This is a genomic window from Clostridium hydrogenum (assembly GCF_021432385.1).
Classification (GTDB): domain Bacteria; phylum Bacillota; class Clostridia; order Clostridiales; family Clostridiaceae; genus Clostridium_S; species Clostridium_S hydrogenum.
In genome coordinates this window covers 189,499-204,463 of sequence record NZ_JAEACT010000003.1, presented here as the reverse complement: position 1 = coordinate 204,463, position 14,965 = coordinate 189,499, and the positions used below count along the sequence as shown (strand labels likewise).

Below are 14,965 nucleotides of genomic sequence, written 5' to 3'. Positions count from 1 at the left end.
CGCTTGAGAATAACATTCTAGGCCTCCATTTTAAATGTAGTTTATTATTTATATATCTTTTTTGACCATAAAAAATATAAAATAAAAGGAATTAAAGCGAAGATAATTAGTACAATACGCATAACATTTAACACATTACTAGATAAAAGAAATTTATAATTAGTTCCAAGTAGGCTTTTAACTTCATTAGCTTTAGGAACGCTTTTGCTTGTGCCATCTACTTCTTTGGCACTTAATGTCCAAGATTGATATAGACTAATTTCTTTGCTAACGTATATGCCGCTAGGGCGTAGTATGGCGTTTATTTTTATTTTTTGTGGTGAAACATAAGTTTGAATTTTTAGTATTCCGTCATTAGCTATAGAAACTCCTTTTTGAGGTATTTCAAGCTTATAGTTTATTTCTTCATTTTTAGAAGGTAAATATGCTTTATAAGGTGCAATGGACTCACCAGCTACAGGAATTTGAACTCTATCATCCCCTGAAATTGAGAAGTCTATATTGCTTTTTTTCAATATAGCTGAATTAAAACCAATTAATTTAAAATTACTTAAGCTAAAATTTTTTTCTTCATTTTCTGCTGAAGTTTCAAGTATTCCAAAAGAAGATATTTCGGAAACCGTATATGATATATCTTGCTTATTTAAGCCTTCTTTTCCTAGGTTTTTAAATGGAATATATATTTTACCATTAAAAAATTTTGAAATTGAAATAGTGCCATAGGAAGGGGATACCTTCTCTAATAAATTGCTATTTGATTTTTTTATTAATACAAATTTGTCATTAGAAACTGTTAAATATGTTCCGTTTGCTTGCCTTATAACAAAGTTAAAACGTAATTCACTATTAGATTTATTTGAAATATCAAAGGATATCATTCCATAATTAGCCCAGTTTGAGCTTGCTGTACTTAAGATATTTGAAGTATAATAGCCTTTTTTTAAATTTTTAGAGTTAATGTTAAGATTTAAGGTGTAGTTTTCATTATTTATATTTGAAGTATATTTAACAATACTGCCATTTGAAGTTGTTATTATGTTATTAAATGTAAGCTGTTTTTCATTACTATTATCAGCAGCTATAATTGTATCATTAGTATTTAAGATTAAGAGCGTTGTTGGGAAAATTAATAATAATCTCTTTAGTGTTTTTATAAGTTTCATTTATACCTCCATAATTATGGATAATGTATTGTCAAAAGCTTAGTTATTTAGCTAAGCCTTTGAAAAAATCTTCAGTTAAATTTTCAGGAGCAAAAGAAACAAATACAAAATCTGTTTTAACACTATTTTCAAAATCAGCAATATTTCCTGAATAATGCTCGAAATCAACTAAATATACTTCAGAACATACTGTTGATAAAAAAGCTGCAGTTGGAGTTAAAAAGGAGTCATTTATAAATAATATTTTTGGACCAGTGGGATTGTTTTTATTTACAATATGAACAATGTTTTGGTTACCAAAAAGGTATGTGGAATATTTATTAGTATCTGTAGAATAAATGTTATTATTACTTCTAAGGGTTGGTATATTAAGTAATGAATCTTCAAATCTTCCTTTTGTGATAAATTGTCCATTTTCTGTTTTGAAAGTACATTCATAATTAGTTTCATACTTTGGATAAATAAGTGTAAAATCATCTGTACCAGAATATGCAATTCCTGTTTTTGCTCCTATAGAACCTAAAAAGGAATTTTTATATGTTATAAAATTATAATTATTTTTATTGGTGAAAAAATTATTATTATCAAGATTTAAATTATATTTTGTTTTTAATATGTTTACTAATTGAGTAAATTCGAAAAAAGAAGTGCCTATTTTTTCGTGCTCATCTGTTTTAAAAAAAAGATTACTATTGGATATACCGCTTTTATTTAAATTTTTGCGTAAATCTATTGTAGCTATATTATTACTATTAAGAAACTTTAAAAATGTATTTGCAGTTCCGTTTGCAGATTTATATGGAATTCCGTCATCAGGGGTAAAATAGTTTTTAACAGATTTATCTAAAGGCATAATATAAGCGAATTTTGTAGTTTTATTTTTTAACTTATCTTTAAGAGCTTTTATGTTTTTTACAAAATTTTTTATTGCCGGATTTTGTGGAGCAGAGTAGTTATAGCTTAAAGAGCCATTCTTATCTTTTATGATTTCAAAATTTGAATCTTCATTTCTATATATTAGTTTGTTAAAATAACTACGTAATTCTAAAAGAATAGTTTCTTCGTAGATATTATTTCCTGTTATGTTTTCTAAAGATGAAATTAAGCTGCTTGAAGTAAAATTTTCTTTTAATAATGGAGTATAGATATTTTTTAAATTAATAAAAAAGAGCGTGAAAATCATAATGATAAATATTATAGCGGTTATGATTTTTTTTAAAAACAATCTTTCCATAACTGATTCTCCTTTCTTCAAAATTTAAAATAAATAAATGGTTGTAAACTGTTTTGTAGCAGGTATGATATGGATAATAGAAATAATGCAGTTATAAAAAATGGGTATAATATTTGGAAAATTCCATAGTATTTTGTCTTGTTTACAATATGTTTATTTGCAATTCTTGATATAGGCATGGACAGTATAATTGCTGCAATAAAAAAGAAGATATTTTCTTTTAAAAGTATAAAAGTGTAATTACTTAAAATAGCATTATTACTACATCCAAACATGGATGAAATATATTTTCCGGCGGATACTAGATTATTTGATCTGAAAATAACCCATCCTAGGTTTATAAAAAATAGTACATATATGTGCTTATATATAGATTTCAAATTTAATTCATCAAAGGATATTACTTTTTCTAAAGCAATAAGACAGAAATTTAAGATTCCCCATACTACAAATGTCCATTCTGAACCATGTAAGAAGCCTGTAAGGATCCATACTATAAGTAGGTTTCGTATTATCATATCTTTATTTGCAACTTTAGAGCCACCAAGTGGAAAGTAAACATAATTTTTAAACCAATTACTTAAAGATATGTGCCACCTACGCCAAAAGGATGTTATTGAGTTTGCCATATATGGATAATTAAAGTTTTCCTCAAGCTTAAAACCAAATATCAAGCCAAGACCTACAGCCATATCAGAATATCCAGAAAAATCAAAATAAATTTGTATAGCAAATGAAATAGATCCGAGCCATGCAAGTGATAGCGGTACAGCCGAATTGGTGCTCATTTGAAAAATATTATTAACTATAATTGCCATGTTATTGGCTATAAGAACCTTTTTACCAAGGCCAGTAATAAATCGGCAAGCACCAACAGAAAATTTTTGTAAAGTATGTTTTCTTGTTTTTATTTGATTAGTAATATTGCCATAAGTTGAAATTGGACCAGCTAAAACTTCTGGGAAAAAAGATATGTACAAACCTATATAAAGTGGATTTTTGTCTGCCTTATATTTGCCTTTATATATATCAATAATATAGGATAAAGCTTTAAGAGTAAAAAAAGAAATACCTATAGGTAAAATAATATTTGGAACTGAAATTTTTAAATTTTGAGCTTCATTAATATTTCTTATAAAAAATGATAAGTACTTAAATACAAAAAGTAATCCCAAATTGCATACACAACCAATAATAAGGAGGCATTTGCTAATTTTATGTTTTTTCCTGAATTTTTCAATCAGCATTCCCAAAAGATAATTAAATAAGATAGAGCATAGCAAAATTAGTATATAATGGGGTTCGCCAAAAGTATAGAATATTAAGCTTAATACCAGAAGTACAATATTTTGTAATGTTCTAGAAAAAGAAGTACATAAGTATAATAATATAGTTAAAGGTAAAAAATAAAAAATAAAAGTAATACTTGAAAATAGCATGTCACACCACCAACTTAAAAAATTTTTACTCATTGTTTCTTTTTTTATTACTAAGTATAAATATATAGGTACAGATTAAAATCAAAATTATAAAGCAAATTCGAATAAAATTTAGCACCTTAGTGGATAAAAAGAAGCTATAAAGGTTGCTTGGCAATTTTGAAACCTCACTAATCTGAGGAATACTTCTTTTAACACCATTTATATCCTTTGAATTTAACGTCCAAGAGTTATATAGTTGAATTTCTTTACTTATATAAAAAGAATCACTAGAATCTATTGCATCTATTTGTATTTTTTGAGGCTTTACGCCAGCTTCTATTTTTAAAATACCGTCATCGGTAACTGAAATGCCTTTTATTGGTGAATCAATTTTATAAGTGATTTTATTAGTTAGTATATGGTTATATGAATCATATGGGTTAGCTTTGAACTGAGAAATAGATTCACCAACAATCGGTATTTGAACTTGATTGTCACCTTCAAGGTTAAAATTTAAATTACTTATTTTTGTTAATTCTGTGTTTGAATTTGATAATGTGAAATTACTTAAATTAAAAATCTTTTCTTCATTTTCAGATGATGTTATAGATATTCCCCACCAGGTAGAGGCATCTGATATTATAATTTTTTTATCTTTCTTGTTTTCAATTGATTTTCCGAGGCTATCAAATGGAATATAAACTAGTCCTCTAAAACCTTTTGGAATTGCAATGCTGCCATATGATGTAAGTACTTTTTCTGTAAGTAGGCTGTTTTCTTCTTTTAAAAGTACTGATTTATTATTTTGTAAGGAGAGGTTAGTTCCATTAGGTTTATTAATCATAAAGTTAATTCTAAGCTCATTTTTTGATTCATTGTCTATATTGAAATTTATCATTTTATAGTTAAGAAAATCATTATTTAGTTTATTGTAGAATATAGTTGTATAGTAACCTTTAGATAAGTTTTTCGAACTAATCTTAGCACTTAAACTAGAATTAGCTTTGTTATAATTATATTCCACTGTATTTCCGTTTGAGGCTTCTTTTATGTTATCAATTATAAGCTGCTTTTGGTTTGTACTTTTAGCTGCTTTTGCGATAATTCCAGTATTTGTGATTAAGAATACTATAAAAAAAATTAATAGTACTTTTTTGAAATCAAATTTGATAAAAGGTACAGAAGTTTTAGATGGCTTGTTGCCAGTTAAAATATTATTTATTACCTTCATAAGAGTCATTTTAATCCCCCACATTATAAATAATCCATTTCGTTAATGCCATAAATTACATTAATATACACAGCTTTTTGTGATTCCATAATTTCTGACTTTTGTTTTTCATATTCATCAATCCACTCTGTTAATAATTCCTTTAATTCTTTATTCTTTTGTAATTCTAAATAATTTTCAATTTTATAAAGATGTAAGTGAGATTTTTGTATTTTGTTGTAATCTAGAGTTTTTTCCATCACACAATTAATTGCGAGGTTATTACTAAGGTGTAATTTAATTATTGGTTTTGACTCTGTAAGTAAATTAGTTTCTAACACTAAGTATTCATAATTAAAAGACACTAATTTAACTTCACCAAGTTCATCCGAGATTAAAGGTTTATTTAAATCTAAGCGAGGAAGTTTTCTACTAAATACAAAAGATTTTTTATTTCTATTCAGTAAGTTAACTCTAAGGTCATCAAAAATACTGTTATTTTTATCTAAGTTCTTTGGTAGAGAATGTACCCTATCATATATTATGTTTAAAAGTTGTTTGAAATTTTTTTCATCGATATTTGTAAGCCTAAAAGCATATTTCCACTTTTTTGATATATTTTGTACTTGAACGACCTGTCCCTTAAATTTACAAGAATATCTTTGTGTAGATACGGATAAATTAACATCAATGTTATATGGAATAAATTCAGGGGAATCAAGTATAACTGCTAGACCACCCTCTGATATGTCAGTAGTAGTACATTTGATTTCCGTTTCTTCATATGAAATAGTACAAGGCTCTGTAATTGAAAACCGCTCTGCTTTACGGAAAGCTTTCCTACCAAGCATGAAAAATATGGACATCAATATGTTATAAAAATTTGATATTAACCAAAATAAAACAACAATGTATGATGGCGAACCAGAAGTAAAAATCATCCTAGTACAATTGGCGATACCTATTATAGAAAGTACTGCAAAAAATATGTGTGGTATTGATTTTTTTAATCTATAGATAGTGTCATCTTGTGCACCATCCTTTCTTGTTACAGCAAATTTATGTTGAGATATGCCAAAGGTTTCTAGTAAAACAGGTATAATAAGTGATGGAAATAAAATTGTTTCATATATGTTTGTCCATTTAGTGGTTCTTATATTATTAGACAATTGTTTTAATGCAGCATCACTTAATAAATACATTGGTAACCAAAAAATAAGTACTTGTACAAGTGTACACTTAACAACAATTATTCCAAAAACTGAAAAAAGTATAGGCGACATAATATAAACTAATCTTTTTATACCTGAATACCAATAAGAGATTGCCGAAAGGTAACTGAGCTTTTGTTCTAAATTAAGACCACGCCTAAATAGTATATTTAATCTTCTGCCAGTTTGAATACAGCCTCGTGACCATCTTTCACGCTGTTTAACTAAACTAGGTAAATCAGCAGGTGCAAGCCCGGAAGCATGAATTTCATCAATTGCGTAGCATTTATATCCCTTACTTTGAATAATTAAACCAGTAGCAAAGTCTTCAGTTATAGCATCTGTATAAAATCCACCTATTTCTTCTAATGCTAAGCGAGATATAACAGTATTTGTTCCACCATAAATAACTGAATTACTTTTATTTCTAGAAATTTGAACATCCCTATAAAAATAGTCCTGCTCATTTGGAATTCTTCCTTCTGAAAAAAGGTAATATTGAAATAGGTCTGGATTATAAAAACTTTGTGGTGTTTGTATAAATCCAACTTTTTCACCATTAAGAAAATACGGTACAGTAGAAGTCAAAAAATCATGCATTGCAATCATATCTGCATCAAAAGTTACTATTAGTGGGGAACTTGAATTTGCAAGAGCGTTATTTAAATTACCAGCCTTAGAGCCTTTTCTGTCAGTACGTGTTAGATAGTTTATTTTCATTGATGAGGCTAATTCTTTTATTTCTGCTCTGTTACCGTCATCACATAGGTAAATATGTACTTTTGATTTATCAGGATAATCCATATTGATGCAGCCATTTATAGTTTTATAGAGTAGTTCTTTAGGTTCGTTATAGGTAGCAATAAAAATATCAACATCCGGAAATAGGCATTCATCAACCTTTGGGCGTACGGGATATTTTATTTCTGACATATTGTAATAATGTACTGCGGCTTCAAACATGCCAAGAATTTCAACAATTAGTAGAGCTATTGAGGAGATGATTGATACTATATTGCTATCAGTAGGTATAGTAAAAAATGTTCTCCAAATTAAATAAATAATAGTCATTAAAATACTGCTAATTATTAGAAAATGATTTTTTATTGTTTTAAATTTCATTTTATATTACCACCCGTTAAATATTATTTTATATAAAAAAAACCAACTATAAATATATTCTTAGAAAATATAAATAGTTGGCCGGTTGCACTACTAACTCCAAATTTCTTAAGTGCCCAATTAATAGAAATTTGTCAAAGTTTCCACCATATATTACAAAAAAATGTATATTGCGATCGTTATCCACAATATTATGCTTCAAATATTATCATATGTTAGTTATAAAGTAAATATATATTTTGAATATGATCAAATTTATTTATTGCAATTAGAATTTTTTATAGTAGATGTCCATTGGTTGTCAGTTGCAGTTTTTTCTTTTTTACCTGATATATTTGAAGAATTAAAAGATTCTTCTGGTAATGATGACCATTGATTATCTGTGCTAGATTTTTTCTTTTTATCCATCGTAAAATCCCCTTTCTTTTTTATCTATAAATATATTTTTTCTTAAATTAATAATTTAATTCTATGAAATATATGGATTAATGTTATACTTAAAAAGCAAAATTTTGAATTTTTTATTAATTATTTGGATAGACTAAGTTAAAATAACATAAAAAGAAAGATGGAGAAATAGTAAGTTATATAGATATAAAGTTAGATTTAGCGGACATTATAGCTTAAATTTCAATCAAGTTATGGGTGTTAACAAAAAATTAATATTGACAACCTATTAAATGGTTGATAAAATAAAAGATTAGTTGACAAAAATTAATATTAGAGGTATAATTGTTAACATGGAAAGAGGGTGTTTGTCTATGGTAAAAGGCAGTGGCCTAGCAATAATAAAGGCGGATATAGAAAATCATATCGGTGAGAAAGTTATGCTAAAGGCAAATGGAGGCAGAAAAAAGGTAGTTGTAAATAGTGGAGTAATTGAAAAAACATACCCTAGTATTTTTGTTGTCAGATTAGAAAGTGACACCCAAAGGACAGTGACTTATAGCTATTCGGATGTGTTAACTAAAACGGTTCAAATAGTTTTTGGAGCATAATTGAAACGGTACTATTAATTTAGTATCGTTTATTTTTTTCATAATCTTTCTAAAAGTTTGGTTAAGGCATATGGTTGAAGTTTCACTAGATAAGATACCTTATTTGAAATGAATTTTATAAAAAAAAGAAAGATGGTTAGCGCCCATCTTTCAACTATGGTATAAAAGGGTATTGAGAATTTATGAGAGGTTATATGGTCAATAACCAATTATAATATTATATTATTTAAAGATAATTGTCAAGAGAAAAATGATGATATATATACAAAAAATAGATTTTTTTAAGAAAAGATGAAAATAAAATTAGGAATTTATGAAATGATTGTTATTATGTGTAAAAAAACATTGAAATTAATATAATAATTTTTATTATAGAAAAAATAAAATATTAATTTTTACAGGATATCATATTTTTGATATACATGATATATACATATATTAGGTATTTTGTAGGAGGGATAATTATGTCTATTGAATTGCTTAAAGAAAACATAGATTATGAGCAGAGAATTGGACAAAATACATCTGATACTGTGGTAAAAGAAGAATATATAATTCCGGATACTCAGCCTGATGTAAAAGAAATACTTACAGTGGATGCAAAAACTAATATTTTAAATACAGATATTATGCAGGATAAGGTGTATGTTGAGGGAAACATAGAATTTAATGTTTTGTATCTAGGAAGAGGTGATGAAACTAATGCGGTGTGTGGTGTGACGTATACCTCTAAATTTACTAATTATGTTGATATAATAGGCTGTGAACATGATATGAGGTGTGCAGCTAAAGCATATGTAGAACATATGGAATGTAATATTGTAAATGAAAGAAAAATATCAGTGGAAGGAATAGTTAAGCTGGAAGCTGAAATTAACAAACCATGTAAAATTGATATGGTTAGTGATGTACTTGGAATTGGGGAAATACAGTTTTTGAAGAAGCAAACTAAATTAGATAAAATCATAGGTAAATCATCTATAGATTTAATAGCAAAGTCTAACATGTTAGTTCCAATGGATAAGCCACAAGTCGATGAAATATTAAAATTTAATATAAATGTTCATAAAAAACAAGTTAAAGTACTTGAAGGAAAAGTTCAGGTTGAAGCTTTTGCATATGTTGATGTTTTATATAGAGACAAAGGATCTGTAGATATTAATTCTATTTCAGATGATGTACTTATTACAGGCGAAGGTAAGATTGATGAGGCGGATCCAAGTTTGGATTATGAAGCAAATTTTGGAGTGGATGCATCTGAAATTTCTTTGAAGGAAGATGATCTTGGAGAAAAAAGAATCATAAGTATTGATGCACTTGTTAAATGTGACATGAAACTAATTAAGAAAGAGGAAATGAATATAGTTGATGATGCATATTCACCTCAAACTAATTTAAAGTTACAGAAGCAGGATTATGATGTAAATATGTTGTTCGACCATGTATTTTCTGAAACGATGGCAAAAGAAAATATTGAGATTTCAGAGGAAGATCCCGTGCCGGTAGATACTATAATGGCAAATGGAAAGGCTATTGTAACTGACAAAAAAATTGTAGAGAATAAAGTGGTTATTGATGGAGTTGTAAACGCAAATGTAGTTTATAAGACTTCAGATGCAGAAAAATATGTTTATGCAGTAAATGAAGAAGTACCTTTTAATTCTACTATTGATGTGCCAGGTGCTAAAATTGATATGATATGTAATGCAGATGCTTATATTGAGAATATTGAAGCCACAGTTGAAGCAGGGACTATATCAGTTAAAGCTATAGTAGATTTGGATGTTAAGGTTAGCTACAATGAACATAAAGAATTTATAGTAGATGTACTTGCACTTGAGGGTGAAATGCCAAAGAAAAAAGCAAGTATTACAATTTATATTGTTCAAAAAGGTGATTCTCTGTGGAAAATAGCAAAACGATATTGCACAACTGTTGAAAATATAATTAAAGCAAATAAACTAGATAATCCAGATGAACTTCCAATAGGGGATAAATTGCTGATACCAGGAAGAATAGTTATCTAAAATTAATGCGAAGTAAGTATATTGCAGGATATTAAATAAAATTAATAAATCTAAGGCAAAAAACTTTAAAAGCCTAAGACGTTTCAATAACTCGCTGAAAAGAAGCTCAGACAATTGAAACCTCTAAGTCTTTTAAAGTTTTTTACCTAAGATTTATAAAATTTTATTTAAATCACCCTGCAACATACTTACTTCGCAATGCACATGATTTTAAGGAAAGAACCCATACCAGAGGCTTGGACGTAAGTCCATTAAGATTCTTGACCATTTATAACTAATTTCTAATGTTCCATTTCAAAAAATGAATTAATTGAAAATATCAGTGTCCCTACGGAATTTTGGTGTAGTACAGAAACAATAATTATTACTGAAATAATTAAAATTACAGTGTTAATTTCTTAAAAAATAATTATATATTGTGAAATAAAGATGTAGTGGATTAATCAAAGAACCTTTAGTAGGTGTAGAAAAGAAATGATGTTAGGGAATGCACCTAAGTTGGGTTTGGGCTTTGCCCATTAAGATTATTGAACCCATGTATATTAATTTCTAATGTGGCATTCAGAATATAATCTAAAACTAATCATAAAGTTATTGAAAGTTCTTAAGCTTTCGGAAAATTTGCCACTTAGGTTTATTAATTTTATTTAAGATTTCGAGATACTCGTAGACCACATTATTTTTAATGTACCTGTACCTTGTTATTTGGTTTTGCACTACACCTTTGTTCGCAATGTTTAAATACTGTGATGCATGATGCAATGTAAAATGATATAATGAATTGATATACAAATGCAGTATTGGAGGAAGAAAAATGAAGTTAAAAGCATATGCTAAAATAAATATTTCATTAGACATTGTAGGAACAAGAGATGATGGGTACCATTTGCTTAGAATGATAATGCAAAGTATAGATTTGTATGACGTTATTGATTTAAATAAGATAGAAAATGGAATAGAATTAAAATGTGATAAAAAATATATACCAACGGATAGTAGAAATATAGCTTATAAAGCAGCTAAACTTTTTATTGATACATATAAAATAAATAAGGGCGTTAGCATAGAAATAAAAAAGAATATACCAACAGCGGCTGGACTTGGAGGCGGAAGTTCAGATGGTGCAGCTGTACTAAAAGGAATGAGGGCAATATTTAAACCTACTATAAGTGACGAAGAGCTTGAAAATTTGGCGCTTAAGGTTGGAGCAGATGTACCTTTTTTAATAAATGGGGGAACTGCTTTGTGTGAAGGAATAGGTGAAAGAATAAAGCCGTTAAAAGCCTTTAAAAATAAAATAATTGTGCTTGTTAAGCCTAATTTTGGTGTTTCAACTAAACAAGTATATAAAGAATATGATAGTTGTAACAATGAACTACACCCAAATACTGATGAGCTTATACTCGCCATTGAAAAAGATAATATTAAATTTATATGTGAAAATATGGGTAATGTTCTTGAAGCTGTAACGATAAAAAATAATCCTATGCTTGAAAAAGTAAAGGGAAATATGATTAAATTTGGAGCCATTGGAACTATGATGAGTGGAAGCGGACCTTCTATATTTGCTTTTTTTGAAGATAGTTTAAGTGCACAAAAATGTTTTGAAAAAATGAAAGAGGATTATTCTCAAACATTTATAACAAGAACAATATAAGGCATCTTAAAGAAAGTAACAAGTCCAACTTTCAGCTATTTTTGCGTAATACTTCGTCACTATAACACGTTAAGACAACCAGTATTAACGTGTTACAGTTCCTTGTACTACACAAAACTATCTCTCAATTTGGACTTGCTGTTTTTTTTTAGATGCCTAATTTTAATTGTAGAGGAATTAGTTTCTTCTACAATTTTTTTGTTGGGATAAATAATTTTTCACCTGAATAAATTTGTGAACTAATTGCATTTCTTTCTTTTATTAATTCTACAGTTTTCCAAGGATTACACTCTGGGAGATATTTTTCGGCAAGCGAAAATAGAGTGTCGCCGTCCTTAACTATGTATAAAATAAATTCCACCCTTTTTAATAAAATAAATTCATAAAGTTTTAATGATAAATTAAGTGATGTCGAAAAGACAAGTACAAGAATGAATAATATTACATATGATAAAGTTATTTTTTTGCTTTGTATAATTTGGCATATTATTCCTAGTTCCAACAATGAAGTTGCAAGTATTGAAACTAATATTGTGTTCTTCTCGTCAGAAGTTTTGTTGTTAGTGATTGAATTAAATGTGTTTATAAAGAAGTTTTTTTTCATTTAAAACACTCCCGCACTTATTAAGAGTAAAGATTAGCGGAGAAAAATCATCATGAACTATACTCTGCTTTATATTAGTTATTATTGCCAAAATAAAAAAATATAAAAAATAAATATAGATAAACCAGTTCAACTATTAAAATTCATGTGCATCATAATGCTTAGAAGCCGGCATTTTAATACAAATAAATTTTAAGTTTCAAGGTGTTTTATCTTTATTAGGTGATTAAAAAAAATATTATTGGAAATAAATAACAATATAAAGTAACGATAATAATTTAATGGACAAGCAAAAATAAGTTTATATTGTGGTTCTTTTAATTTATACGAGAGGTTGATGATTAAAATGAAAAAAATAATGTGTATCTGTTTAATTATAATATTAATGGGGGGAGTAATAGGCGATAGGTGTATAAGAACTCAAGCAAAAGGAAGTGCAGAGTCTAGTGATGTTCAAAAGGATATAGCTAAAAAAATAATAAGATTTCATATTCTTGCCAATAGTGACTCTGATGAGGATCAGGCACTTAAGTTAAAAGTTAAAGATAAAGTTATAGAATATATGGCGCCAAAACTTAAAAGCTGTAAAAATATAACTGAAGCAAGAAATATTTTGTTAAAGAATAATAGTAATATAATCAATATAGCTAATAAGGTGATTAAAGCTAATAAGTATTATTATGGAGTTAGAACAGAGTTTTCAGAAGTTAATTTCCCTGTAAAAAGCTATGGTGATATTGTTCTACCGCAAGGCGAATATACTGCATATAGGATACTTATAGGCAAAGCTGCTGGGCACAATTGGTGGTGTGTAATGTTTCCACCCTTATGTTTTACTGATATTACAAAGGGCGAAATTGAAGAGGAAAAGACAAGAGATGAAATGAAAAGTGTACTTACAAAGGACGAGTTTAAAGTTGTTGATAATGCAAAAAAAGAAAATAATATTAAAGTAAGATTTAAACTAGTTGATGAAATAGAAAACCTTGCGAAAAAAATAAGCGCAGAATTTCGTTAGAGTTTGAAATCTGCACTTTTTACCTCCGATTCATTTTTTTTTATTAATGATGAGAGTAAATTACAAATATCTTTTCCACAAGAGGGTTTGGAAAATTTTTCACAATTATTTTTCATCGATTCAAGTGTAGAAGGGTATTCTATTAAATTACTTATTATTTCAGTGCAATTTGAACCATCATTTAAGCTTACTGCAAGATTATGTTTTAATAGAAATCCTTCATTTTTTTCTTCTTGACCAGGTATTGGGCTGAATAATGCAAGCGGTGTATGGCAAAATAATGCTTCTGTTATTGTTAGACCACCTGGTTTGGTAAGAAGTAAATCACAGGCCTGCATGTATTTATTTACATTTTTTGTGTATCCAAGTATTCGTGTTTCTACTTTAGCGGATGCTTGCAATTCTATTAGTTTAGAATATAATTTTTTATTGTTTCCGGCAATAACTATTAATTGTATATCTATATTTGAAGTTGAAAGCTGTCCATAGATACTAGCTATTTTTCCCATACCTAAACTTCCGCCCATTATCATTAATGTTTTTTTGTTTGGATCTAAGTTTAAGTGCTTAAGTGTTTCATTGCGATCAAATTTTTTTGTGAAATTAGGATCTATAGGTATACCTACATCATGAATGCAATCTCTATTTACACCACGCTCTACCATTTCTTCTATCATATCTGAATTTGAAACTACATATGAATCAACTTTTGGGCGTATCCAAAAGCTGTGTGGTGCATAATCTGTAAGCATACAGACCATTGGAATGTCAATATCTTTTTTTGTTTTTAATATTGAAACCATCTCCATAGGAAAAGGATGTGTGCATACAATTACTTCGGGATTTAAATCTTGAATTCGTGGAAGTAATTTGTAAGCCATAAATTCATTTAATTTATTACTTAGCGAAGCTAGATTGTCATCTTTTTCAGTAAACTTATATAATTTACCAAATAGTGATGGAGAAACTTTTATTGTTTTTAAATAGCTTCCGATGATTACTTTATCCAAAAATGGATTTATATATTTAATTGTATCCAATATATTAACTTCAGAATGCGGTTCGTACTGCATTATATAATTTTTTAAAGCAAATGCAGCGTGGCTGTGACCACCGCCGGCAGATACAGAAAGAATTAATACTTTCATAATAAAATTCACCCTTTAATTATTAGTCTTAAGATAAATATTTTTAGCTTCGGTAGAAGTACGTAGAAGCGATACTATATAAAGCTTATTAAGGTAATTTGTAACGAAGATTAGCAAATAATATTTATCTTTACAAATGTTGCTGTACTTTA

At 27.9% G+C, this 14,965-nt stretch carries 12 protein-coding genes and 1 riboswitch; of the genes, 4 read left to right on the top strand and 8 right to left on the bottom strand.

All coding sequences use genetic code 11. From position 1 onward, the window contains the following. Positions 1-44: 44 nt before the first annotated feature. The 6 genes from CUEA01_RS14220 to CUEA01_RS14195 all read right to left on the bottom strand — a co-directional run bounded on the left by CUEA01_RS14220 (position 45) and on the right by CUEA01_RS14195 (position 7,769). On the bottom strand, positions 45-1,163 hold the full coding sequence (locus CUEA01_RS14220; RefSeq protein WP_234122353.1) for a hypothetical protein: 1,119 nt from the start codon (positions 1,161-1,163) through the stop codon (positions 45-47). Positions 1,164-1,206: 43 nt separating this feature from the next. Next, positions 1,207-2,397: a hypothetical protein gene (locus CUEA01_RS14215; RefSeq protein ID WP_234122352.1), complete on the bottom strand. Its 1,191-nt coding sequence runs from the start codon at positions 2,395-2,397 to the stop codon at positions 1,207-1,209. 17 nt (positions 2,398-2,414) lie between these two features. Continuing rightward, positions 2,415-3,836: an MBOAT family O-acyltransferase gene (locus tag CUEA01_RS14210; RefSeq protein WP_234122351.1), complete on the bottom strand. Its 1,422-nt coding sequence runs from the start codon at positions 3,834-3,836 to the stop codon at positions 2,415-2,417. A 25-nt stretch (positions 3,837-3,861) separates the two neighbouring features. Then, entirely contained in the window at positions 3,862-5,058 is a 1,197-nt protein-coding gene (locus CUEA01_RS14205) for a hypothetical protein (protein ID WP_234122350.1), read from the bottom strand. A 14-nt stretch (positions 5,059-5,072) separates the two neighbouring features. Continuing rightward, positions 5,073-7,361 (bottom strand): glycosyltransferase, encoded by a 2,289-nt coding sequence (locus tag CUEA01_RS14200; RefSeq protein ID WP_234122349.1) that lies wholly within the window; start codon positions 7,359-7,361, stop codon positions 5,073-5,075. 70 nt (positions 7,362-7,431) lie between these two features. Then, positions 7,432-7,514, bottom strand: a riboswitch (cyclic di-GMP riboswitch). A gap of 102 nt (positions 7,515-7,616) precedes the next feature. Next, positions 7,617-7,769 (bottom strand): hypothetical protein, encoded by a 153-nt coding sequence (locus CUEA01_RS14195; RefSeq protein ID WP_234122348.1) that lies wholly within the window; start codon positions 7,767-7,769, stop codon positions 7,617-7,619. 353 nt (positions 7,770-8,122) lie between these two features. Between CUEA01_RS14195 and CUEA01_RS14190 the strand changes: the two genes are divergently transcribed. From CUEA01_RS14190 to ispE, 3 genes are all read left to right on the top strand, one after another. Beyond that, positions 8,123-8,359: a Veg family protein gene (locus CUEA01_RS14190; RefSeq protein ID WP_234122347.1), complete on the top strand. Its 237-nt coding sequence runs from the start codon at positions 8,123-8,125 to the stop codon at positions 8,357-8,359. A 464-nt stretch (positions 8,360-8,823) separates the two neighbouring features. Further along, positions 8,824-10,386 carry a DUF3794 and LysM peptidoglycan-binding domain-containing protein gene (locus CUEA01_RS14185; protein WP_234122346.1) on the top strand — a complete coding sequence of 521 codons (1,563 nt, stop codon included), beginning with the start codon at positions 8,824-8,826 and terminating at the stop codon, positions 10,384-10,386. Positions 10,387-11,200: 814 nt separating this feature from the next. Continuing rightward, positions 11,201-12,043, top strand: a complete 843-nt coding sequence (ispE, locus tag CUEA01_RS14180) for a 4-(cytidine 5'-diphospho)-2-C-methyl-D-erythritol kinase (RefSeq protein WP_234122345.1) — start codon at positions 11,201-11,203, stop codon at positions 12,041-12,043. A 187-nt stretch (positions 12,044-12,230) separates the two neighbouring features. Here the strand turns inward: ispE and CUEA01_RS14175 are convergent, their stop codons facing one another. Further along, positions 12,231-12,647 carry a LysM peptidoglycan-binding domain-containing protein gene (locus CUEA01_RS14175; RefSeq protein WP_234122344.1) on the bottom strand — a complete coding sequence of 139 codons (417 nt, stop codon included), beginning with the start codon at positions 12,645-12,647 and terminating at the stop codon, positions 12,231-12,233. Positions 12,648-12,993: 346 nt separating this feature from the next. Here CUEA01_RS14175 and spoIIR point away from each other — a divergent pair, with 346 nt between their 5' ends. Further along, positions 12,994-13,665 (top strand): stage II sporulation protein R, encoded by a 672-nt coding sequence (spoIIR, locus tag CUEA01_RS14170; RefSeq protein ID WP_234122343.1) that lies wholly within the window; start codon positions 12,994-12,996, stop codon positions 13,663-13,665. On the opposite strand, the gene CUEA01_RS14165 is transcribed toward spoIIR, so the two are convergent. Beyond that, complete coding sequence (locus CUEA01_RS14165) at positions 13,662-14,813, bottom strand: MGDG synthase family glycosyltransferase (protein WP_234122342.1); 1,152 nt, start codon at positions 14,811-14,813, stop codon at positions 13,662-13,664. The two genes, spoIIR and CUEA01_RS14165, sit on opposite strands and share 4 nt — an antisense overlap. Positions 14,814-14,965: the final 152 nt, after the last annotated feature.

Coding starts and splice junctions, on each gene's coding strand:
- CUEA01_RS14220 (WP_234122353.1), bottom strand. CDS start 1,163: ATGAAACTTATAAAAACACTAAAGAGATTATTATTAATTTTCCCAACA.
- CUEA01_RS14215 (WP_234122352.1), bottom strand. CDS start 2,397: ATGGAAAGATTGTTTTTAAAAAAAATCATAACCGCTATAATATTTATC.
- CUEA01_RS14210 (WP_234122351.1), bottom strand. CDS start 3,836: ATGCTATTTTCAAGTATTACTTTTATTTTTTATTTTTTACCTTTAACT.
- CUEA01_RS14205 (WP_234122350.1), bottom strand. CDS start 5,058: ATGACTCTTATGAAGGTAATAAATAATATTTTAACTGGCAACAAGCCA.
- CUEA01_RS14200 (WP_234122349.1), bottom strand. CDS start 7,361: ATGAAATTTAAAACAATAAAAAATCATTTTCTAATAATTAGCAGTATT.
- CUEA01_RS14195 (WP_234122348.1), bottom strand. CDS start 7,769: ATGGATAAAAAGAAAAAATCTAGCACAGATAATCAATGGTCATCATTA.
- CUEA01_RS14190 (WP_234122347.1), top strand. CDS start 8,123: ATGGTAAAAGGCAGTGGCCTAGCAATAATAAAGGCGGATATAGAAAAT.
- CUEA01_RS14185 (WP_234122346.1), top strand. CDS start 8,824: ATGTCTATTGAATTGCTTAAAGAAAACATAGATTATGAGCAGAGAATT.
- ispE (WP_234122345.1), top strand. CDS start 11,201: ATGAAGTTAAAAGCATATGCTAAAATAAATATTTCATTAGACATTGTA.
- CUEA01_RS14175 (WP_234122344.1), bottom strand. CDS start 12,647: ATGAAAAAAAACTTCTTTATAAACACATTTAATTCAATCACTAACAAC.
- spoIIR (WP_234122343.1), top strand. CDS start 12,994: ATGAAAAAAATAATGTGTATCTGTTTAATTATAATATTAATGGGGGGA.
- CUEA01_RS14165 (WP_234122342.1), bottom strand. CDS start 14,813: ATGAAAGTATTAATTCTTTCTGTATCTGCCGGCGGTGGTCACAGCCAC.